The organism is Kitasatospora mediocidica KCTC 9733 (genome assembly GCF_000744225.1).
Classification (GTDB): domain Bacteria; phylum Actinomycetota; class Actinomycetes; order Streptomycetales; family Streptomycetaceae; genus Kitasatospora; species Kitasatospora mediocidica.
Genome location: NZ_JQLN01000005.1, coordinates 737,268 through 759,006, shown reverse-complemented (window position 1 = coordinate 759,006; position 21,739 = coordinate 737,268). Strand labels below are relative to the sequence as shown.

At 72.5% G+C, this 21,739-nt stretch carries 12 protein-coding genes, 4 pseudogenes and 1 riboswitch; of the genes and pseudogenes, 13 read left to right on the top strand and 3 right to left on the bottom strand.

Going from position 1 to position 21,739, the window contains the following annotated elements; genetic code table 11:
• Positions 1-7: 7 nt before the first annotated feature.
• From BS80_RS42830 to mfd, 3 genes and pseudogenes are all read left to right on the top strand, one after another.
• Positions 8-1,060 (top strand): annotated as a pseudogene (locus tag BS80_RS42830) (SUKH-4 family immunity protein); the annotation flags it as partial.
• A gap of 200 nt (positions 1,061-1,260) precedes the next feature.
• Positions 1,261-2,577, top strand: coding sequence for a hypothetical protein (locus BS80_RS17430; protein WP_035798435.1), 1,317 nt, complete (start codon positions 1,261-1,263; stop codon positions 2,575-2,577).
• 518 nt (positions 2,578-3,095) lie between these two features.
• Positions 3,096-6,710, top strand: a complete 3,615-nt coding sequence (mfd, locus tag BS80_RS17420) for a transcription-repair coupling factor (RefSeq protein ID WP_035801618.1) — start codon at positions 3,096-3,098, stop codon at positions 6,708-6,710.
• 43 nt (positions 6,711-6,753) lie between these two features.
• On the opposite strand, the gene BS80_RS17415 is transcribed toward mfd, so the two are convergent.
• On the bottom strand, positions 6,754-7,359 hold the full coding sequence (locus BS80_RS17415; protein WP_035798432.1) for a DUF4352 domain-containing protein: 606 nt from the start codon (positions 7,357-7,359) through the stop codon (positions 6,754-6,756).
• Positions 7,360-7,549: 190 nt separating this feature from the next.
• On the opposite strand from BS80_RS17415, the gene BS80_RS17410 reads away from it, so the two are divergent.
• The 5 genes from BS80_RS17410 to BS80_RS17390 all read left to right on the top strand — a co-directional run bounded on the left by BS80_RS17410 (position 7,550) and on the right by BS80_RS17390 (position 14,032).
• Positions 7,550-9,694, top strand: coding sequence for an N-6 DNA methylase (locus BS80_RS17410; RefSeq protein ID WP_035798429.1), 2,145 nt, complete (start codon positions 7,550-7,552; stop codon positions 9,692-9,694).
• Between the two features lie 118 nt (positions 9,695-9,812).
• Complete coding sequence (locus BS80_RS37785; RefSeq protein WP_051966727.1) at positions 9,813-10,382, top strand: hypothetical protein; 570 nt, start codon at positions 9,813-9,815, stop codon at positions 10,380-10,382.
• Positions 10,379-12,157: a serine/threonine-protein kinase gene (locus tag BS80_RS17400; RefSeq protein ID WP_063771999.1), complete on the top strand. Its 1,779-nt coding sequence runs from the start codon at positions 10,379-10,381 to the stop codon at positions 12,155-12,157. Before BS80_RS37785 ends, BS80_RS17400 begins: the two co-directional genes overlap by 4 nt.
• A gap of 142 nt (positions 12,158-12,299) precedes the next feature.
• A complete protein-coding gene (locus tag BS80_RS17395; protein WP_051966726.1) occupies positions 12,300-12,941 on the top strand; it encodes a SurA N-terminal domain-containing protein in 642 nt (213 codons plus the stop codon).
• Between the two features lie 95 nt (positions 12,942-13,036).
• Positions 13,037-14,032 (top strand): MazG family protein, encoded by a 996-nt coding sequence (locus BS80_RS17390; protein WP_035798427.1) that lies wholly within the window; start codon positions 13,037-13,039, stop codon positions 14,030-14,032.
• On the opposite strand, the gene BS80_RS37780 is transcribed toward BS80_RS17390, so the two are convergent.
• A complete protein-coding gene (locus tag BS80_RS37780) occupies positions 14,029-14,457 on the bottom strand; it encodes an SDR family NAD(P)-dependent oxidoreductase (protein WP_157536326.1) in 429 nt (142 codons plus the stop codon). The genes BS80_RS17390 and BS80_RS37780 overlap by 4 nt on opposite strands.
• A 136-nt stretch (positions 14,458-14,593) precedes the next feature.
• Here BS80_RS37780 and BS80_RS17380 point away from each other — a divergent pair.
• Positions 14,594-14,851, top strand: a pseudogene (locus BS80_RS17380) (cytochrome P450); the annotation flags it as partial.
• 123 nt (positions 14,852-14,974) lie between these two features.
• Here the strand turns inward: BS80_RS17380 and BS80_RS17375 are convergent.
• Positions 14,975-16,210, bottom strand: a complete 1,236-nt coding sequence (locus BS80_RS17375) for a cytochrome P450 family protein (RefSeq protein ID WP_035798423.1) — start codon at positions 16,208-16,210, stop codon at positions 14,975-14,977.
• Positions 16,211-16,373: 163 nt separating this feature from the next.
• Here BS80_RS17375 and BS80_RS42825 point away from each other — a divergent pair.
• The 4 genes and pseudogenes from BS80_RS42825 to eno all read left to right on the top strand — a co-directional run.
• Positions 16,374-16,952: pseudogene (locus tag BS80_RS42825) on the top strand (recombinase family protein); the annotation flags it as partial.
• Between the two features lie 1,497 nt (positions 16,953-18,449).
• A pseudogene (locus BS80_RS42820) lies at positions 18,450-18,992 on the top strand (cytochrome P450); the annotation flags it as partial.
• Between the two features lie 216 nt (positions 18,993-19,208).
• Positions 19,209-19,362: riboswitch (cyclic di-AMP (ydaO/yuaA leader) on the top strand.
• Positions 19,363-19,367: 5 nt separating this feature from the next.
• Positions 19,368-20,216, top strand: a complete 849-nt coding sequence (locus BS80_RS43550; protein ID WP_035798420.1) for a LysM peptidoglycan-binding domain-containing protein — start codon at positions 19,368-19,370, stop codon at positions 20,214-20,216.
• 222 nt (positions 20,217-20,438) lie between these two features.
• Positions 20,439-21,725: a phosphopyruvate hydratase gene (gene eno / locus BS80_RS17360; protein ID WP_035798418.1), complete on the top strand. Its 1,287-nt coding sequence runs from the start codon at positions 20,439-20,441 to the stop codon at positions 21,723-21,725.
• The last annotated feature ends 14 nt before the right edge of the window (positions 21,726-21,739 follow it).

Sequence of the window (21,739 nt, the reverse complement as noted above, 5' to 3'; positions counted from 1 at the left end):
GTCCGCCGTCCCGCAGGGCCCGGGCCTGCCCGGCGCGGCCGCGCCGGTGCCCGGGCTGCCGCCGCAGGGCGCGCCCGTCCCGCCCGGGGTGCCGACCGTCGGCCCCGGCTACCTCGCGGTGCTCAGCTACCGCGCGCCGGACGGTTCCGAGCAGAAGGTGATGCAGCGCAGCGAGCCCGGCACCCCGCACCCGGAGTGGAAGATCCTCCAGGAGCTGCGCCGGCTGGGCGTGCCGCCCGAGCAGGTGTTGGAGCTGCACACCGAGCTGGAGTGCTGCGACCTGCCCGGCGGCTACTGCGAGCGCCTGGTCCGGGCCTCCTGGCCGAACGTCCGGGTGACCCACACGGCGCCGTACGGCCGGGAGCAGCACGCCCGGCAGGCCGGCATGGCCCAGCTGCTGAACCACCTGGACGAGCTGCACCAGCTGGCGGCCGGGCCGCAGCGCCCGCGCCCGGTCCGGGTGCCGCTGCCGCCGGCGGGTGCCGTCGCGCAGCTGCCGCCCGTCCCGCCGCAGCAGCTCGGCGCCGAGCTGGCGCAGTTCTTCGGGCCGGGCGTGTTCCGCTACGAGCAGCGCGCGGTGTCGCGCCAGGGCGTGCCGGAGGTGGTCGCTCAGACGCTGATCTGGGCGGGTCTGCCGGTCAGCTTCGGTCCGTTCTTCTGGGCGCAGGCCCAGGAGGGCCGGCCGATCCCGACGCTGGCCGAGCTGGCGGCCGAGCGCGGCCTGCCGGCGGGTCCGGACGCGGGCGGCTATCTCGTCCTCGGCAACGACTACGGCCGGCAGCTCTGTGTGCAGTACGGCACAGCCGCGGTGGTCGCGGTGGAACTCGACGGAACCGGGGAGCAGCCCCGCTTCGTCAACAGTGGTGTGCCGGAGTTCGTCCGGTCGCTCGCCCTGCTCGGTCGGATGTGGCCGCTGCGCTACGGACTGACCCCGGATCAGGCCGGGCGTTGGACCACCGACTTCCAGGCCGAGCTGGCCGCGATCGATCCGGCTGCCCTCCAGGGACCGGACACCTGGTGGGCGGTCCTCCTGGAGCAGTTCTGGGATGGCCTGCTGTAGCCGATGCCGACAATCCGGCGGCGCCGCGTCCGTCGACGCGGCGCCGCCGGGGGCGTCGGGCGGTGTCGCTTCCTTGGGCTTTCCAGATGATCTGCGCAAAATAGGTCAAGAGGACCATTCCGGGGAACGTCCGCGAGCCGTGTCCACGCGACCCGCACCGCCCGAGTCAGCCGCCCAGCCACTGAGGGGAAACACAGCCCATGAGCGACGCCGTCCCGTCGTACGGCTTCACCGCTGCCCGGCGCGGGTACGCGCCCGAGCAGGTCGACCACGCCCTGTTGTCCCTGACCGCACAGCGTGACGAGGCATGGCAGCGGCTGAGCACGCTGGGCGCGCACATCCGCGCGCTGGAGACCCAGCTCGCCGAGACCGTGCAGAGCGCCGCCGACGCGCCCGCCCCCGACTACGGGATCCTCAGCGAGCAGGCCCTCGCCCTGATGGCGATCGCCGAGAACGAGGCGCAGGCCGTCCGGGACAAGGTGGAGCGCTTCGCCGAGGACACCCGTGACAGCGTGTACGAGGCCGGGCAGGCGCTCGGCAAGGCCGCCACCGAGTACGCCGAGGCCACCCGCGCCGAGGCCGACCTGGCCGCCCGGCGCACCGAGGAGCGCACCCGCGCCGAGGCCGAGAAGCTGCGCGGCGAGGCCGACCGCGACGCCCGCGCGGTGCGCGACGCCGCCACCGGCGAGGCCGCCAAGACCCGGGTGGAGGCCGCCGAGGCCGGTGAGCGCGCCGAGGTGCGCCTTGCCGAGCTGCGCCGGGAGGCCGACGAGCGGTTCTCGGTGGAGGAGGCGGCGGCCGTCGCCGAGGAGACCAAGATCTCGACGGCTGCCGAGCGCCGGTTGCGCGAGGCCGAGCAGCACCGCGAGACCGTGCTGGGCCTGATCAAGCAGACCGACACCGACGCGCAGGCCAAGGCCGACCAGCTGCTGGACCAGGCCCGCCGCGAGGTCGAACGGATCAACGCGGAGATCGCCCGGGAGCGGGTCGAGTTCGAGAAGCGCCAGGAGACGGTGCAGACCCACCTGGACCACATCAAGGGAACGCTGGCCTCGCTCACCGGCAAGGCCGTCGGGATGATCGAGCCGGGTGTCGACGCCCCCGCCGCCGCGCCGAAGGTGTCCACCGACAAGGCCCCGGCCACCCCGGTGCCGGTCTCCTCGGAGGCCGACACCGGTGAGCTCCCGGTGCCGGGCAATCCGCAGGACGCCCCGACCACCGTGCTGCGCCTGCCGGCCGCTCTCCTGGAGGCGGCCGCCCAGGACGCCGAGGTGCAGGACGCCCGTCCGGCCGACCCGCGGACCGCGCTGCTCACCCCCGGCCCGGTGACCGCCGCCGCGCCGCCCGCCCCGCAGGTTCCGCCGCGCCCGGTGGCCCCGCCGCCCGCGCCGCCGCAGGACGCCCCGCGCGCGACGGCTCCCGAAGAGGCGACCACGATCATCCCGAAGATCGTGATCATCGACGACGGCACCGAGCTGGACAGCCTGCCCAACACGGTCGGCCGCCGCCGCACCTGAGTCCTGCCAGTAGCACGACGGCCGCCCCGGTCATCCGGTGGCGGCCGTTGCGCGTGGAGCGGGAGCTGTTCCGACCGGAGTGGGCACGGTCGCAGCGAGATGAAAAGGGGGCGCAGGACTCGTGGCGCCCTCCGCAAAAGGGCGCCACGACTCCCGACGCTTGGGCGGGCGCCCCCACCCAGGGTCGCCCGGCCTCGCACCCCGACCCCCATCGGAGCGCGATCGGCACACCAGTCCATCCCCCACGGTTGGAGCGGCGTGCACAAGAACCATGGTGCGCGCCGTCCATGGACGGGCAGTGACAGGAGTGTGTCCACTTCTTGACGATCGATCTTCCAGCTGCCGGCCACGACAGCGGCGCCGACGTGGCTGGCCGCGTGCGGGTCGGTCGCTCGGCGTACGCTGGGACCTTGACCCGGCCCCTCGCACCGCGTGCCGGGTCCATCACGCTGCCCGGCCGCCGCACGACCACCGGTGCCGGCGGCTCCGCCTGGAAGCAACGGGACGAAGAAGACTCCATGAGCCTGACCGGACTGCTCGATGTCGTCGCACGGGACGCCGCCCTCGCCGAGGCGATCGAGGCGGCGGCGACCGGCCACCGTCCGCACCTCGACCTGGTCGGGCCGCCCGCGGCCCGGCCGTTCGTCATCGCCGCGCTGGCCCGTTCGCTGGCGGCCGTCGGCGCCGAGCGCGGCCGCCCGGTGCTGGCCGTGACCGCCACCGGGCGGGAGGCCGAGGACCTGGCCGCCTCGCTGCGCTCGCTGCTGCCGCCGGACGCCGTCGCGGAGTACCCCGCCTGGGAGACGCTGCCGCACGAGCGCCTCTCGCCGCGCTCCGACACGGTGGGCCGCCGGCTCGCGGTGCTGCGCCGGATCGTCCACCCGCGGGCGGACGACCCGGCGGCGGGGCCGGTCCAGGTGATCGTGGCGCCGGTCCGCTCGGTGCTCCAGCCGCAGGTCAAGGGGCTCGCCGAGCTGGAGCCGGTGGCGTTGCAGCGCGGCGAGACGCACGATCTGGAGTCGGTCGCCCGGCGGCTCGCGGCAGCCGCCTACTCGCGGGTCGAACTGGTCGAGAAGCGCGGCGAGTTCGCGGTGCGCGGCGGCATCCTGGACGTCTTCCCGCCGACCGAGGAGCACCCGCTGCGGGTGGAGTTCTGGGGCGACGACGTCGAGGAGATCCGCTACTTCAAGGTGGCCGACCAGCGCTCGCTGGAGATCGCCCAGCACGGGCTGTGGGCGCCGCCCTGTCGTGAGCTGCTGCTGACCGACGAGGTCAGGGCACGGGCCGCCGAACTGGCCGCCGAGCACCCGGAGCTGGCCGAGATCCTGGACAAGATCGCCCAGGGCATCGCGGTCGAGGGCATGGAGTCGCTCGCCCCGGTGCTGGTGGACGACATGGAACTGCTGATGGACGTGCTGCCGTCCGGCAGCGTCGCGGTGGTCTGCGACCCCGAGCGGGTCCGCACCCGGGCCGCCGACCTGGTGGCGACCAGCCAGGAGTTCCTGCACGCCTCCTGGGTGGCGGCGGCCGCCGGCGGCGACCGTCCGATCGACGTCGAGCAGATCGACGTCTCGGCCGCCTCGCTGCGCTCGCTCGCCGACGTCCGCGAGCACGCGCAGGGCATCGGGCTGCCCTGGTGGTCGGTGAGCCCGTTCGCCACCAGTGACTCCGAGCTGACGCCGATCCTGGAGTTCGACGCCCACACGCTCACCCTGGGCATGCGCGCCGTCGAGGCCTACCGCGGTGACACCGCGCGGGCGATCGCGGACGCCAAGGAGCGGCTGGCCGCCGACTGGCGGGTCGTCATGGTGACGGAGGGCCAGGGTCCGGCCTCCCGGCTGGCCGAGGTGCTCGGCAACGAGGGCATCCCGGCCCGGCTGGTCACCGACCTGACCGAGCCGCCGACCCGGGACGTGGTCTACGTCTCCTGCGGATCGATCGAGCACGGCTTCGTCGACGAGACGAACCTGCTGACCGTGATCACCGAGACCGATCTCTCCGGCCAGAAGTCCTCCACCAAGGACATGCGCCGGATGCCCTCGCGGCGCCGCAACGCGATCGACCCGCTCGCGCTGGCGGCCGGCGACTTCGTCGTCCACGAGGCGCACGGTGTGGGCCGGTATGTGGAGATGGTGCAGCGCACCGTGCAGGGCGCCACCCGCGAGTACCTGGTGCTGGAGTACGCCCCCGCGAAGAAGGGGCACCCCGGCGACCGGCTCTTCGTGCCGACCGACCAGCTGGACCAGGTGACCAAGTACGTCGGCGGCGAGGCCCCGACGCTGCACCGGCTCGGCGGCGCGGACTGGGCGAAGACCAAGCAGCGCGCCAAGAAGGCGGTGCGCGAGATCGCCGCCGACCTGATCAAGCTCTACTCGGCCCGGATGGCCGCCCCCGGCCACACCTTCGGCGCCGACACCCCGTGGCAGCGCGAGCTGGAGGACGCCTTCCCGTACGCGGAGACTCCGGACCAGCTGACCACCATCGCCGAGGTCAAGGCGGACATGGAGAAGTCGGTCCCGATGGACCGGCTGATCTGCGGCGACGTCGGCTACGGCAAGACCGAGATCGCGGTGCGGGCGGCCTTCAAGGCGGTCCAGGACGGCAAGCAGGTGGCCGTCCTGGTGCCCACCACGCTGCTCGTGCAGCAGCACTTCTCGACCTTCGCCGAGCGGTACGCCAACTTCCCCGTGGTGGTGAAGGCGCTGTCCCGGTTCCAGAGCGACAGCGAGGCCAAGGCCGTCCTGGAGGGGCTGCGGGACGGCTCGGTGGACGTGGTGATCGGCACCCACCGGCTCTTCTCGTCGGAGACCAGGTTCAAGGACCTGGGCCTGGTCATCGTCGACGAGGAGCAGCGCTTCGGCGTCGAGCACAAGGAGCAGCTGAAGAAGCTGCGGGCCAACGTGGACGTGCTGACGATGTCCGCGACCCCGATCCCGCGCACCCTGGAGATGGCCGTCACCGGCATCCGGGAGATGTCCACCATCACCACCCCGCCGGAGGAGCGGCACCCGGTGCTGACCTTCGTCGGCCCGTACGACGAGAAGCAGATCTCGGCCGCGATCCGGCGTGAACTCCTGCGCGAGGGGCAGGTGTTCTACATCCACAACCGGGTCGAGTCGATCGACCGGGCGGCCGCCAAGCTCAAGGAGCTGGTCCCCGAGGCCCGGATCGCCACCGCGCACGGGCAGATGGGCGAGACGCTGTTGGAGAAGGTGGTGGTCGACTTCTGGGAGAAGGAGTTCGACGTCCTGGTCTCCACCACGATCGTCGAGTCGGGCATCGACATCTCCAACGCCAACACGCTCATCGTCGAGCGTGGCGACACCTTCGGCCTCTCCCAACTGCACCAGCTGCGCGGCCGGGTGGGCCGTGGCCGGGAGCGCGGCTACGCCTACATGCTCTACCCGCCGGAGAAGCCGCTCACCGAGACCGCCCACGAGCGGCTGGCCACCATCGCCCAGCACACCGAGATGGGTGCGGGCATGTACGTCGCGATGAAGGACCTGGAGATCCGCGGAGCGGGCAACCTGCTCGGCGGCGAGCAGTCCGGGCACATCGCCGGGGTCGGCTTCGACCTCTACATGCGGATGGTCGGCGAGGCGGTGGCCGAGTTCCGCGAGTCGCTCTCCGGCGACGGGCTGCCGGAGGAGGAGCCGCTGGAGGTCAAGATCGAGCTCCCGGTCGATGCCCACGTGCCGCACGACTACGCGCCGGGGGAGCGGCTGCGGCTGCAGGCCTACCGCTCGATCGCGGCGGTGAACTCGGAGACGGACATCGAGCAGGTCCGGGCCGAACTGGCGGACCGCTACGGCAAGTTGCCCGACCCGGTGGAGAACCTGCTGATGGTCGCCGCGCTGCGGCTGTTCGCTCGCCGCTGCGGGGTCTCGGACATCACCCTGCAGGGCGCCAACGTCCGCTTCGGGCCGGTGGACCTGCGCGAGTCGCAGCAGCTGCGGCTGAACCGGCTGTACCCGCGCAGCCAGGTGAAGGGCAACACCCAGCAGGTGCTGGTGCCCCGCCCGTCGACCGCGCGGATCGGCGGCAAGCCGGTGGTCGGGCGCGAACTCCTCGCCTGGTGCGGGACGTTCCTGGGCACGATGTTCGAGGAGCTGGCCGGCAGCGCGAAGAAGTAGGACCTGTCGGTGGTCCCGGGTGGGGAGTCCCCGGGACCACCGGTCAGGCGAGCGTCCACTGACCGGTCTGGTTGGCGAAGCCGCTGTCGAGGGTGAACTGCACCTTCTCGAGCTTGGTGTCCTTCGGGACCTCGAAGGTGATGAAGCCGAGCGCGCTGTCCCCGGTGGCGATGTTGGCGGGGACGGCGAAGCTCTGGCCGGCCGTGGTGTCGGCGACCACCGAGTTGTAGGACTGGCCCTGGCCGTCCAGGACGGTGGTGCCGTTCTCCGGGGCGTCGCTGTAGGCCGTGCTGCCGGTGTTCTTGATCCGGAACTGGACGGCGATCCAGCGCTTTCCGTCGGCCGGCTTGGAGTAGTCGTCCGAGCTCTGGGCGTTGTCGACCACCTTGACCACCGTGACGTCGGCCGACGAGCCGGCGTCCTGGCCCTTGAGTGCGATGGTGTCGCCGATCTTGGCGACGGTCGGGGTCTTGGCGGTCCCCCCGGCCGGCTTCGCGCTGCCCGGCGCGCCCGCCGCGGCCGACTGCTTGGGCTGGGTGGAGACCGAACTGGTGGCGGTCGGGCCGCAGGCCGTGGTGGCCAGGGCGATCAGCACGGCCGAGGCCAGCAGGGTTGCGGAGGTGCGGCGGCGGGTGGCGGTGATGCGCATGGCGGGATCCCTTGCTCTCTGGCGCTTCCCGGGGCGGCGGCTGCCGCCCGGTGCGATGGGTTCATCACATCAGCAGCTGTGAACGCTGTCAACAGGAAAATGCGAAACACGTCTGTTCACGTGTGAACGCCGATCGATAGGCGCCTGGCTATGCTGTGCGGTCACAGGCCGTTCACAGGAGGAGCCGTCCATGTCGGAGAGTCCCGAGGTGACCGCCGTCGAGATCGCCAGGCTCGCCGGAGTCGGGCGGGCGGCGGTCAGCAACTGGCGCCGCCGCCACCCCGACTTCCCGCAACCGGTCGGCGGCACCGAGGCCAGCCCGACCTTCCCGCTCGACCGGGTCGAGTCCTGGCTGCGCGGGCAGGGCAAGATCGTCGAACTCCCGCTGCTGGAAAGGGTCTGGCAGCAGCTGGAGGCGCTGCGCGACCCGGCCGGCCACCCGGCCGCGCTGCTGCTGCCCGCCGGCGCCTTCCTGCTCCTGCTGCACCGCGCGCCCGAGCGCTGGAACGCGCTGGAGCGCGAACCCGACACCCGGCTCGCGCTCGCGCTGCCGCAGGCCCTGGCCGAGCTGTCCACCGCGACCCTGGGCCCGCCGGGCACCGCCCTGCTCGCCCTGCCCACGCTCTACGGCAGCACCCAGCTGGAGCTGGCCCGGCTGCTCGCCCGGCTGGCCGCCGAGCACGGCGCCGCCGCCGGCTACGAGCAGCTGCTCACCCGTTACGCCGAGGCCAACTCCCGCCAGGTCAGCCCGACTCCACCGGACGCCGCCGCACTGCTGGCCGCTCTCGCCGCCGCCGAGCCGCACCTGCACGGCGAGCTGCGCAGCGTCCTGGACCCCGCCTGCGGCCTGGGCGCGCTGCTGCTGGCGCTGCCGACCGACGTGGTCCGCCACGGCCAGGAGCTGGACCCCGTGCCGGCCGCGGCCGCCCTGCTCCGGCTGGCCCTGCACACCCCCGCGGCCACCCCCGGGCCGCTCCCGCTGCATCTGGCCCCCGGCGACAGCCTGCGCGCCGACGCCCACCCCGGGCTGCTCGCCGACGCCGTACTCTGCCAGCCCCCGTACAACGAACGCGACTGGGGCCACGACGAGTTGCGCTACGACTCGCGCTGGCTCCTGGACCAGGTGCCGCCGCGCGCCGAGTCCGAACTCGCCTGGCTGCTGCACTGCCTGGCGCACACCCGCCCCGGCGGCCTGACCGCCCTGCTGCTGCCGCCCACGGTGGCCTCCCGGCGGGCCGGGCGACGGCTGCGCGCCGAGCTGCTGCGCTCGGGCGCGCTGCGCGCGGTGGTCGCGCTGCCGGCCGGCGTCGCGCCCCCGTACGGCGTGCCGCTGCACCTGTGGCTGCTGCGCCGCCCCGACCCGCAGGAGCCGACAGCGGTCCCGCGCCGCCTGCTGCTGCTCGACGCCACCGCCACCCAGCCCGCCGCCGCCGCGACCGGCGGCCGGGACCGGATCGGCTGGCCCGAACTGCGCCGGACCGTCCTGGAGACCTGGCACGCCTTCGACGGCGCCGCCCGCACGGGCGGCCCGGCTCCGGCCGACCGGCCCGGCGTGCACCGGGTGCTGGACGTCATCGACCTGCTGGACGACGAGACCGACCTCTCCCCGGCCCGCCACCTGCCGCCGGCCGCCCCGATCGGCGGCGCGGGCGCGCTGGAGCACCTGCACGGACGGCTGGCCGAGGTGCTGGCCGGACTGGCCGGACTGGACGAGGCGCTGCCCCCGGTCGTCGAGCCCGCCGAGCGGACCGCCGCTCCGATGATCACTATCGGCGAACTGGTCCGGGCCGGGGCGCTGGAGGTGCACTCCTCGGGCCAGGGCCCGGCGGTCACCCGGTCGGCCGCCGACGGCGGTCCGGGCGCGGCGGTGCTGACCGAGCAGGACCTGACGGCCGGTCACGCCCCCACGCAGCTGACGGACGCGTCGGCCGACCTCGTGCTGACCCGCCCCGGAGACGTGCTGACCCCCGCCCTGGGCGCTGGGGCAGCCGTGGTGGTCCGGGCCGGCGACCCGGCCGACGGCGTCGCGCTCGGCCGTCAGCTGCACCTGCTGCGACCCGACCCCGCCGTGCTGGACGCCGAGTTCGTGGCGGGCCGGCTGCGCTCGACGGCCGGTAGCCGCCGCGCCAGCAGCCACGCCTCCACGACCGCGCGGCTGGACGTGCGCCGGGTGCAGCTGCCCCGCCTGCCGATCGAGCGCCAGCGGGAGCTGGGAGAGGCGTTCCGGCGGGTCGCCGCGTTCGAGACGGAGCTGCGCCGGGCCGGCGAACTGGGCCGCCGACTGGCCCAGGGACTGACCGACGGCCTGGCCGAGGGGGATCTGACGCCGCGTTGACCCGGGTGGGGCGGGCCCGGTGGTGATCATCACGGTCCGGTCGCTTTTCATCCGAACGGACCCCGGCCGGCGGTACGGTCGTCACGTCCCATCACCACCCGCACGGGAGCACGCACCCATGGCAGGCCACTACCCGAGCCAGTTCGGGCCGCCGTCCCCTCCACCGCGGGTGCCGGGACCGTTCGGCGTCCCGGCCAAGGTGCTGCTCGCCCTGCTCCCGGTACTGACGGCCGGACTGCTCGGCTTCGTCCCCGCGCTGCTGCTCGCCCGGCGGCGCAGGCGCGGGGTGGACGTCGCGGGCGCGGTGGTCTTCGGGTGCCTCCTCGGGCTGATGGTGGTCTGCGGGGGGCTCGCGGGCGACAAGCGGCAGGTGGTGGCCAACGGGATCGGCATGGCCACGATGGTCGTGCTGATCTTCGTGCCACCGGTGCACTTCCTGCTGATGGACCGTCGGGCGGTCTGGGGTGTGCCGGTCGCACCGCAACCGGCGTACCCGCAGCCCTATGCGCAGGCGTACCCGCAGGCGTACCCGCAGTCGTACGCGCCGCAGCCGCCGCACCCGGCGCCGGGGTATCCGAGCCCGCAGCCGTCGCACCAGCCGCAGCCGTCGACGCAGGCGCCGGTGGACGAGCTCCAGCAACTCGGTGAGCTGCTGCGCCGGCAGGCCGAGGGCGGCGGCGGGCGATGACCGGCGCCCGGGTGATCGACGGGCGCTACCGGCTGGCCGAGAAGATCGGCCACGGCGGGATGGGCCAGGTCTGGGCCGGCTACGACGAACGGCTCGACCGCCGGGTCGCCGTCAAACTGCTGCGCACCGACCTGCTCGTCGCCGCCGAGGCCGGCGCCCACGCCAGGGCCTCCGTCGGCGCTACCGCGGACGGCCGGGAGGGCCGCGACGACCTGCGCCGCCGCTTCCTGCGCGAGTGCCGGATCACCGCCGCGATGGACCACCCGGGCCTGGTCACCGTCTTCGACGCGGGCGAGGACGCCGGGGAGCTCTACCTGGTCATGCAACGGGTCCCCGGGATCAGCCTCGGCGACCTGATCGCCGAGGAGAGCCCGTTCCCGATCGACTGGGCGGTCGCGGTGGCGGCCCAGATCTGCGCCGCGCTCTCGGTGGTGCACGCCGTCCCGGTGGTCCACCGCGACCTCAAGCCCAGCAATGTGATGGTCCGCCAGGACGGCCGGGTGGTGGTCCTGGACCTCGGCATCGCGACCGCGCTGGACCGCGAGCACACCCGGCTGACGATGACCGGCGTGCCGATCGGCAGCCCGTCCTACATGGCCCCCGAGCAGGCGCTCTCCGGCGTCGTCGACCCGCGCAGCGACCTCTACGCGCTCGGCTGCCTGCTGCACGAGATGCTCGCGGGCGAGGAGCCGTTCCGGGCCCCCACCGCGCTCGGCGTGCTGCGCCGCCAGGTGGACGAACCGCCGGTGCCGCTGCGGCAGTTGCGGGCCGAGGTGCCGGCCGTGCTGGAGGCGCTGGTGCTCGACCTGTTGGCCAAGCGGCCCGCCGACCGGCCCGCCGACGCCCAGGAGGTGCACCGGCGGCTGCTGCCGATGCTGCCCTCGCCGAGCGGCTCGGTCGCACCGCGTCCGGGCCCGCTGCCCGACCCGACGGCGCCCTACCGCCACCCGCACCACCCGCTGGCCGCCGACCGGCCTGCGCCGCCCCCGTACGCCGCCGTCCCCGCCCCGGCCGCCCCGGCCGCGCCGCCGAGCGTGCCGTCGGGTGCGTACCCCGCCGCGTCGCCCGCCGCGCCGTCCTTCCCGCTGACGCCCACCCCGCCGCCCGGGACCGCGCCGACCACCGACCTGGCGGCGGCCTGCGGCGCGGTCTCCGACCTGCTCGCGGCGCACCGCTACGCCGAGGTGATCGACCTGGCCGCCCGGCTGCTCCCGGTGGCCCGGGCCGAGCACGGCGACCGGGCCCCGCTGGTCCGCACGCTGCGCACCATCTACGCCCGCACCCTGCTCCAGGAGCGCCAGTACCGCGCCGCCCTGCCGGAGTACCAGCTGCTCGCCACAGTGGCCGCGGCCGACGGCGGCCCGCACGACCCGCAGGCGCTGGACCACCGGCGCAAGGCCGCCGGCTGCCTGGAGCAGCTCGGCCGCGGCCAGGAGGCGCTGGCCGAGTACCGCGCGCTGCTGGCCGGCCACACGGCCCGGCTGGAGGCGGGCCTGGACACCGACCCGGAGCGCTGCTTCGACCTGCGCGAGCGGATCGGACTGCTGCTGGCCGGCGCGGGCGACACCGAGGGCGCCTGGGAGTGGTTGCTGGCGCTGCTCTTCGACCGCGAGCCCCGGCTCGGCCCGCGCCACCCGGACGTCAGCCGGCTGCGGCAGCACCTGGACCAGCTCCAGCACCACCGCCGGACCGGCCCGCAGCCCCTGGACCCGCGCACCGGCAGCTGGCCGACGTACGGCCCGGCGCCCGGGAATCCCTACCGCACCGGCCGTTGACCCGCACCCACCCAGACCCGTACGGGTGACCCGTTCGGTCCTGGGTCTGGGCAACGACCCGTCAGCCTCCCTATCCTCAACTCCGTCAGGAGATACCCAGAGCAACGAGTCGTCACAGCGTTTGCGCCCCGGGAGGCCCCGCGTGATCCGCAGCAGCTCCGTCCTCCGTCGTACCGTCCCCGCCGTCGGCGCCCTGGTGGCGGCCGTCGTCCTCAGCGCCTGTGGGGTGTCGCATCCGGGCGCGGCGGCGGTGGTCGGGCAGGACAAGATCACCGTCTCCGCGGTGCAGGCCCGGATGGCCGCGGTCCGCAGCGAGGGCGCGGCGCAGTCCTCCGGCCAGCCGGCCGCCTCGTACCAGGAGCCGGCCGACCTGGCCCAGGCCACCGTCGCGCAGATGGTGATGAGCGCGGTGGTGGCGCACGCGCTCGCGACGAACGGCCTGTCGGTCTCCGACACCGAGATCGCCCGGACCCGCCAGGCGGAGGCCCAGGAGCTGGGCGGGGAGCCCGCCCTGGAGCAGATGCTGCTGGTCAAGCAGGCGGTGCCGACCGGGCAGATCGACGCGTTCTACCGGGAGTGGCTCGGCCTGCAGAAGCTGGCCGGGCTCAGTGGCCAGCAGATCGGCAGCCCCCAGGCCGCCACGGCGGTGCGCCAGTTGCTGGCGCAGTCCGCCACCGACCTCAAGGTCAGCGTCAACCCCCGCTACGGCAGCTGGGACGACCAGCAGGGCGTGCTGAACGGCCCCAGCGCCGCCTGGCTCCCGCCGGCCGCCCCGGCCGCCTGACCCGGCCGTCCTGCACTGGCCGACGCCCGCCCCGGCCGCCGTACGGTCCGTGAACCGCGCGGTAGGTGCTGCCCCCGGGGCGGTAGGTTCGATGCGTGGACACCTCCGGACTCACTCTGCTCACCACCACCCACCGCGTCGCCCCCGGCCTGCTGAGCTGGCCCGCCTGGGAGGCGCTGCGCGGCGCTCCGCTGGTGCTCGCCGCCGACCCCGGGCATCCGCAACTGCCCGCGCTGGAAAGGGCTGGGGTGCGGGTCGAGCTGGTCGAGCGCGGCACCGCCCCCGCGCTGGCCAGGCTGCTGGTCGAGCGCTCGCCGCTGGTCTGGCTGGGCAGCCCGGACGGTGACCCGGGGCTGACCGACGCGCTGGCCCGGCTCGCGGTGGAGCAGGCCGGCAGCGTCCCCGAGATCGAGCTGCTGCCCGGCTCCTACGACCTGCCGGGCGCCCGGCTGCTTGACCTGGTGGCGGTGATGGACCGGCTGCGCTCGCCCGGCGGCTGCCCGTGGGACGCCGAGCAGACGCACGCCTCACTGGTGAAGTACCTGGTGGAGGAGGCGTTCGAGCTGGTCGAGGCGATCGAGGAGGGCGACCGGGACACGCTGCGCGAGGAGCTCGGCGACGTGCTGCTCCAGGTGTTCTTCCACGCCCGGATCGCCGAGGAGCACCCGGAGGACCCGTTCACCATCGACGAGGTGGCCGGGGACATCGTGGAGAAGCTGATGTACCGCCACCCGCACGTCTTCGGCGACTCGGACGCGGACACCACCGCCGAGGTGGAGGCCAACTGGGAGACCCTCAAGGCGGCCGAGAAGCAGGACCGGGACTCGGTGCTGGACGGCGTCCCGGCCGGGCTGCCCGCCCTGGCGTACGCGGCCAAGCTGGTCTCGCGGGTGCGCCGGGCGGGCTTCGACGCCGTACCGGACGCCCCGTACGCGCTGCCCGCCGAGCTGGACGAGGCCGCCGCGGGCCGGCTGCTGCTGGCCGTCGTGCAGCGCGCGCACGACGCGGGGGTGGACCCGGACGCGGCGCTGCGCGCGGCCGCCCGCGGCTACCGCGATGCCGTCCGCGCGGCGGAGGGGCACCCGGCCTAGGAGGCCTTGCGCTCCACCACGGCCTGCGAGGACGCCTGCCGCTGCTGCGGGAGGACCTCGGCGATCGCCTGGCTGAGCGGGTCGAGCAGCTCGGCGAGCCGGTGCAGCTGGCCGGGCAGCTCGGCGAGGGCGACGATCCGCTCGCCGTCCGGGCCGGCCACGCAGAACAGGTCGATCGGCCCGAGGTGCTTCTCGGCGGTGTCCACCAGCGCGGCGATGTCGCTGGGCTGGTGGATGTCGCTGCTGACGCCGATCACCGGGCAACCGGGACGGTCCAGGGCGGTCGCCAGGTCCTCGGCCACCCCCGGGTGGGGATCGGCGACCAGCAGTCCGGCGGCGCCCGCGGCGACGAACCGGCGGGCCGGTCCCGTCCCGTCGCCGCCGGTCAGTACCGCGATGACCACCACTGCCCCGGCTACCCGCATGGCCCGCTCCTCCCTTGGACGCCACCGCACGGCGTCCGCGTATCGGAGGATCGTAGGCTGCCGCGACCCTCCGCAACAGGGATTACCCGTCAGGTGACCAGACTCACTCCTCGCGCGGACCGGATACGGTCGGGACATGCCGGACGAGCCCCAGACGACACACCAGCAGCCCCCCAGGCCCGACCTCTTCACCTGGGAGTTCGCCACCGATCCCTACCCGGCGTACGCCTGGTTGCGTGAGCACTCCCCGGTGCACCGCACCACGCTCCCGAGCGGGGTCGACGCCTGGTTGGTGACGCGGTACGCCGACGCACGCCAGGCGCTCGCGGACGGCCGGCTCTCCAAGAACCCCTCGCACCACAGCGGGCAGGCGCACCGCACCGGACGGGTGGGGGACCTGGCGGAGCTGATCCACCGCAAGCGGGCGGACCTGGGCGACGACCTGATCTCGGGTCTGATCCGGGCCGGCGAAAGGTCAGCCCTCGCTCGCAGCCCGAGCGAGGGCTGACCGTGATCATCAAGGTGATTCTGGCGTGAACTCGACCGGGAGTTCCCGCAGGCCACGCATGATCAGACCGCCGCGCCAGCGCAGCTCTGCCGGGTCCGCAGCGAGCTGGAGATCCGGCAGTCGGGTGAGCAGGCTGGCGAGCGCCACACGGCCCTCCAGACGGGCCAGCGGGGCGCCGATGCAGTAGTGGATCCCGTGGCCGAAACCGAGGTGCGGATTGTCGGCGCGCGCGAGGTCCAGGGTGTCCGGCTGACCGAACCTGGCCGGGTCGCGGTCGGCAGCGGCGAGGACGACGAGGACTGGGTCGCCCGCCGAAACAGCCTGGCCGCCGATTTCGAGCGGCTGGGTGGCGTAGCGCCAGGTGGCCAGCTCCACCGGCCCGTCGTAGCGCAGCAGTTCCTCGATCCCCGTATCGAGCAGTCGGGAATCTCCGTCCACAACGGCAGCTTGAAGGAGTGCTCGCTGGGGCGGATTCTGAAATAGCGCCAGCGCGCCATTGCCGATCAGATTAATGGTCGTCTCAAACCCTGCGAACAAAAGTACGAAGCACATCGCAACGGCCTCGTTCTCGGTGAGGTGCTCGCCGTGGTCACTGGCCCGGATCAGACCGGAGATCAGGTCGTCGCCGAGGTCCGCCCGCTTGCGATGAATGAGGTCTGCCAGGTACGCACGGATGCGCTTGACGGCTCGGCCCACCCCTCCGCGCGGGCCGCCGCCGTGGCGGATCATCATGCCGGCCCAGTCCCGGAAGTCCTCCTGGTCCTCTTTTGGAACGCCGAGGAGGTCGCAGATCGCGTAAATCGGCAAGGGGAAGGCGAACTCGTGGATCAGGTCCGCCGAACCGCGTGCGGAGAACTCCGAGAGCAGACGGTTCGCGATGCTCTGCACCTGGGGTTCAAACTCTGCAACTCGGGCCGGTGTGAACGCCTTGGAGACCAGCCGGCGCAGCCGGGTGTGGTCCGGCGGGTCGATGTTCAGCAGATGCGTCATCAGATTGGCGCTGCGCTCGCCCGGAATTCCGGTCTTCCCCTTGGCGTGCGCCGACTCGTCGTGGTGCACCGGGTTCTTCGAGAGCCGGCCGTCGGCGAGCGCCTGGCGTGCGTCGGCGTAACGCGTCACGAGCCAGGCTTCGACGCCGCTCGGTAGCTGGGCCTTGTACACAGGTGCATGCTCACGCAGCCACGCGTACGCCGGGTAGGGGTTGGAGGCGAACCCCCAGGTGAAGAGCTCAGGCCGATCAGACATACCTCGACGGTATCCCGCCGCCGATGTTCGGAGGCCATCAGCCCTCTGATACGCCGCGCCACCACGGTGTGAGGACGTGCCAGGTTGCCGGAGATCCTGTTCGGCCATTTCCCTATACCCGGCCGACCTGACGATCCGACAGATATACTTGCCCCGAACATGGATGACCCCGACGGTGCTGCGAACGCCCCGGGGTCCGTCCACTCAGGCAAGGAGTGACATGGCTAATTCGACCCTGCCTGGACAGCGTGTCGCAAGCCGGGTTGCGGCGCGCCAGAAGGCTGCACTGCCGGTTCGGATCGCCATCTACCTCCGCGTCTCCACCAGGAATCAGGTCGAAGGTTCCGGCCTGGATCAGCAGGAGAAGGATGCGAGGGCGTGGATCGAATTCTGGTTCCGCGACGTTCCTTTCGAGATCGTCGGAGTCTTCGTCGATGACGGAATCTCCGGGAAGATCGACAACCGTCGCGACCAGGTGAAGCTCAAGGCGGCGAATGCCGCAGGCAACGTCGACCTCGTCATATCCCAGAAGCTCGACCGGTTCGGGCGCACCATGCGCGACATCCAGCGCTGGGTGTGGGAGATGAACGACCAGGGGCTGCGGGTCGTCACGGCGGACGGGCGAATCGACTCGCAGAACGAGATGTTCGAGCTGGTGCTGGCGCTGCTGGCCTACATGGCGCAGCTGGAGCACGAGCTGATCTTCTCTCGGACCTTCAACGGGCGTGAGGCGAAGATCGACGCGGGCGGCTGGGCGGCCGGACCGCCGCCGTTCGGTTTCATGCTGGAGGGGATGGGCACGAAGGAGGGCTCCCGGACCGTCCTGTCCGAGGACGAGTGCCGGGTGCTGGCGATGGGCGCCGAGTGCATGATCGACCAGGGCATGAACTACTCCGAGACCGTCGATCTCCTCAACGAGAAGGAGATGTTCACCCGCAGCGGACGGCCGTGGACGGTGGGCAACTGGATCAAGCGCATCAGTCACGAGGCGATCCTGGAGTGTTGTGTCACCTACCGGAAGAACAACGGATGGAAGAACGGCACGAAGCAGGACGAGGACGGCAACGCTCTCTACGGAGAGGCCAAGCGCATTCCGATGCCGGAGGTCTTCACACCTGAGCGCCGTGAAGCGTTGAACGAAGTGATCGCCAAGCTCTCCTTCGAGTCGCGTCGCGCGAACTCGGAGTATCCGCTGTCCGGCCGTATCGACGGCCACTGCGGAAACGTCTACATCGGTGGCGGCGTCCGTGGCGAGGACACCCGTGTCTACCGGTGCAAGGGCGTCGATGACGGTTGCGACGACGTGTACCTCGATGCGACCGACACCGAGACGGCGGTGTGGGCGCAGCTGACGACTCTCCTGAACGATCCGAAGCGGATCGAGATGCTCGCCAAGGAGTGGGTGGAGTCCCTTCCCGGGACGAGGGAGAAGCACGACGAGCGTGTGATGACGCTGCGCGCTCAGGTGGAGGCGAAGGAGGACGAGATCGCCGACGTCCTCCTCATGTGTCACAAGAACAGGCTCCCGGACCGGGTGCGAGAGAAGTCCCTCGCCAAGCCCAACAGGGAGCTGATGGCTCTCCAGGCATCCCTTCAGGAGGCCGAGGCATGGCTGGAGGACTACGAGGCGACGCAGCAGGAGGCGAAGGAGATGGAGCAGTTCATCTCTTCGGCACGCCTGCGGGTGGGGGATCTGACTCTGGCGGAGAAGTCGGAGCTGTTCGCGATGTTCGATGTCCGGGTGTCAGCCGGGAACCACCGGTTCAAGAAGCGGTCGGGTAGGCCGTGCCCGGTGACGGAGTGGCACAAGGCGACGCGGCACCTGGTGCCGGCCGACATCGACGAGGACGACTGGGTGATGGTGAAGGAGATCCTCTCGGGCTACGTGGCGAAGTCGTCGTTCACGAAGACGACGATCGACCTGCGGCTGGCCTTCAACGGTATGTTCCACCGCCTGCGTACCGGGACGCCGTGGAACGAGATGACGGATGCGTTCGGCAACCCGCAGCGGATCCGTGAGCGGCAGCTGACCCTCTTCCAGCGTGGCGCATGGAAGGCGATCGTGGAGGTGCTGAACCAGCGCGGCGGCGGGACGCCGGTGTACGTGGCTCCGACGATTCCTCCGCTGAAGATCACGGGGCGCGTGGCGCGGTCCCTCTGGGCGGTGGTCGGTGAGGAGGGGCTGGTGGAGGCCCCGGAGGTGCCCCCGAGCGTCCGGCCGGAGGACGGCCCGCATCCTGTGCTCACCGCCGGTTTCGAGACGACGGTCAACCTGATCGGCAACGGCATGTACGCGCTGCTGCGCCACCCCGAGCAGCGGGCGCTGCTGCAGGAGTCGCTGGGCCGCGGCGAGAGCGGGCTGTTGGCCACGGCGGTCGAGGAACTGCTGCGCTACGACGGCCCGGTGGAGCTGGCCACCTGGCGGTTCGCGGTGGCGCCGCTGCGGATCGGCGGGGTGGACATCCCGGTCGGCGATCCGGTGCTGGTGGTGCTGGCGGCGGCCGACCGCGACCCGGCCCGGTTCGCCGCCGAGAACACCCTCGACCTGGCCCGGGCCGACAACCCGCACCTCGGTTTCGGCCACGGCATCCACTACTGCATCGGCGCCCCGCTGGCCCGGTTGGAGGGTCAGGCGGCGCTTGCCAGTCTGCTCACCCGGCTGCCGGACATCCAGCTCTCACCGAGTGTCGGGGAATTGCGCTGGCGCGGCGGTCTGATCATGCGTGGCCTGCGGGAACTCCCGGTCGAGTTCACTCCTGAAGGAGCGTCGGCAACCGGCTGAGGAATGCTGACGGCGTGTCGAATCGGCCGCCCGGGGGACGTCATGAAAGCCCATCAACTCGGACAAACAGGCCCAGTTGGTAGGCGATCCATGACGGACCGTAATTCTTGTGTGATGTACGCGATATGAGCTTGTGATTGGTGTTGCTATCTGCCTACCCTCCGTGGAGTTCGCAGCTGCGAACCCCAGGCGCGGAACGCCGAATCCTGCCCGCCGCGCACCGGGACGCCGAGTCAACCCTGGGCAGGGGCGGGGGACCCAGGTTTATCTGCCGTTCCCCACGGCTTGGGGTGAAGCCGCGCCCAGCGCGGCCGGGCCACCTCCCGGTCCGAACCCGACAGCTCACCTCGCAGGCGTGCGGAGAGGGACACCTTCATGCTGTTTGCAGGCACCGGCCGTCATCGTCGTCGCACCCAGACCGAGAAGGCCATCGCCGTCGCCGGCGTGGCCGGCGTCGGACTGGCGCTGCCGCTCCTGACCGCCACCGGCGCGCACGCCGCCTCCGCCTCCACCTGGGACAAGGTGGCCGACTGCGAGAGCACCGGCAACTGGTCCATCAACACCGGGAACGGCTTCTACGGCGGGCTGCAGTTCACCTCCTCCACCTGGAAGGCGTACGGCGGCACGCAGTACGCGGCCCAGGCCAACCAGGCCACCCGGGCGCAGCAGATCTCCGTCGCCGAGCAGGTGCTGGCCTCCCAGGGCCCGGGCGCCTGGCCGGTCTGCTCGGTCAAAGCCGGGCTGACCTCCGGTGGCGCGCCCGCGTCGGTCGACACCGGCAGCTCCGACGCGGACGCGGCGGCCAAGCCGAGCGCGCCGGGCAAGCCCAGCAAGCAGGGCAAGCCGGCGAAGCCGCAGGCGCAGTCGCAGAGTCAGCAGCAGTCCGCCACCCCGGGCTTCCCGGGCCGGGTCGGCTGGGACCCGGCCGGCCACGTGTACTGGTACCAGAACAACGGCGGTTGGTACTGGACCAGCCACCAGAGCGTCTACAACCAGTACGCCGCGCACACCGCCCCCGCCGCTCCGGTCGGCCCCGCCGCCGCCCCGGCGGCCGCGACCACCGGCGGCCAGGCCTACACCGTCCGCACCGGCGACACGCTCTCCACGATCGCCCAGGCCCAGCACGTCGCGGGCGGCTGGCGGTCGGTCTACGACGGCAACCACGCCACCGTCGGCGGGAACCCGGACCTGATCCTCCCCGGCCAGGTCCTGCACTTCGGCTGACGCACTGCCATCGCGGGCGGGGTGCCCCGGACACTGCTCCGGGCACCCCGCCCGCGATCGGCCCCGGCGCCCGGTCGAAGGTGAACTACCGGCGAGTACGCCGCCACGTGCTGAGACGCGGCCGAGGTCCGGGTGGCCCCGACCTCGGGTGCGGTTAGGCTCTGGTCGTAACGATCCCGTTTCCCACGTCCGCAGGACCGCTTCCGCCATAGGAGATGCCTCGTGCCGTCCATTGATGTCGTCGTAGCCCGCGAGATCCTCGACTCCCGTGGCAACCCCACGGTCGAGGTCGAGGTCGGCCTCGACGACGGCAGCACCGGCCGTGCCGCCGTTCCGTCGGGCGCCTCCACCGGCGCCTTCGAGGCGCTGGAGCTTCGCGACGGTGACAAGAGCCGCTACTTCGGCAAGGGCGTCGAGAAGGCCGTCCTCGCCGTCATCGAGCAGATCGGCCCGGAGCTGATCGGCTACGACGCGACCGAGCAGCGCCTGATCGACCAGGCGATGCTGGACCTGGACGCGACCCCGGACAAGTCCTCGCTGGGCGCCAACGCGATCCTGGGCGTCTCGCTCGCCGTCGCGCACGCCGCCTCCGAGGCCAGCGACCTGCCGCTGTTCCGCTACCTGGGCGGCCCGAACGCGCACGTGCTGCCCGTTCCGATGATGAACATCCTCAACGGTGGGTCGCACGCCGACTCCAACGTCGACATCCAGGAGTTCATGATCGCCCCGATCGGCGCGGAGTCCTTCTCCGAGGCCGTCCGCTGCGGCGCCGAGGTCTACCACACGCTCAAGGGCGTGCTGAAGGACCGCGGCCTCTCCACCGGCCTGGGCGACGAGGGCGGCTTCGCCCCGAGCCTGGACAGCAACCGCGAGGCGCTCGACCTCATCGTCGAGGCCATCAAGAAGGCCGGCTACACCCCGGGCAAGGACGTCGCGCTCGCGCTGGACGTCGCCGCCTCCGAGTTCTACAAGGACGGCGCCTACCAGTTCGAGGGCAAGGCGCTCTCCTCGGCCGAGCTGATCGCGTACTACGCCGACCTGGTCGCCTCGTACCCGCTGGTCTCCATCGAGGACCCGCTGGACGAGCAGGACTGGGACGGCTGGAAGGCCATGACGGACGAGCTGGGCGACAAGGTCCAGCTGGTCGGTGACGACCTGTTCGTCACCAACCCGGTCCGCCTGGCCCGGGGCATCGAGACCGGCACCGCCAACGCGCTGCTGGTGAAGGTGAACCAGATCGGCTCGCTGACCGAGACCCTGGACGCCGTCGAGCTGGCCCAGCGCAACGGTTTCCGCTGCATGATGTCGCACCGCTCCGGCGAGACCGAGGACGTCACCATCGCCGACCTCGCCGTCGCCACCAACTGCGGCCAGATCAAGGCCGGTGCGCCCGCCCGCACCGACCGCACCGCCAAGTACAACCAGCTGCTGCGCATCGAGGAGATCCTCGACGACGCCGCCGAGTACGCGGGCCGCGCGGCCTTCCCGCGCTTCCGCCACGAGGGCTGACCCCCTCGCGCGCA

Excerpts from the sequence above, each read along its gene's own strand:
- BS80_RS43550 (WP_035798420.1), top strand. The coding sequence starts at position 19,368 with ATGCTGTTTGCAGGCACCGGCCGTCATCGTCGTCGCACCCAGACCGAG.
- BS80_RS17430 (WP_035798435.1), top strand. The coding sequence starts at position 1,261 with ATGAGCGACGCCGTCCCGTCGTACGGCTTCACCGCTGCCCGGCGCGGG.
- BS80_RS37785 (WP_051966727.1), top strand. The coding sequence starts at position 9,813 with ATGGCAGGCCACTACCCGAGCCAGTTCGGGCCGCCGTCCCCTCCACCG.
- BS80_RS17375 (WP_035798423.1), bottom strand. The coding sequence starts at position 16,210 with ATGTCTGATCGGCCTGAGCTCTTCACCTGGGGGTTCGCCTCCAACCCC.
- BS80_RS37780 (WP_157536326.1), bottom strand. The coding sequence starts at position 14,457 with ATGCGGGTAGCCGGGGCAGTGGTGGTCATCGCGGTACTGACCGGCGGC.
- BS80_RS17400 (WP_063771999.1), top strand. The coding sequence starts at position 10,379 with ATGACCGGCGCCCGGGTGATCGACGGGCGCTACCGGCTGGCCGAGAAG.
- mfd (WP_035801618.1), top strand. The coding sequence starts at position 3,096 with ATGAGCCTGACCGGACTGCTCGATGTCGTCGCACGGGACGCCGCCCTC.
- BS80_RS17415 (WP_035798432.1), bottom strand. The coding sequence starts at position 7,359 with ATGCGCATCACCGCCACCCGCCGCCGCACCTCCGCAACCCTGCTGGCC.
- BS80_RS17410 (WP_035798429.1), top strand. The coding sequence starts at position 7,550 with ATGTCGGAGAGTCCCGAGGTGACCGCCGTCGAGATCGCCAGGCTCGCC.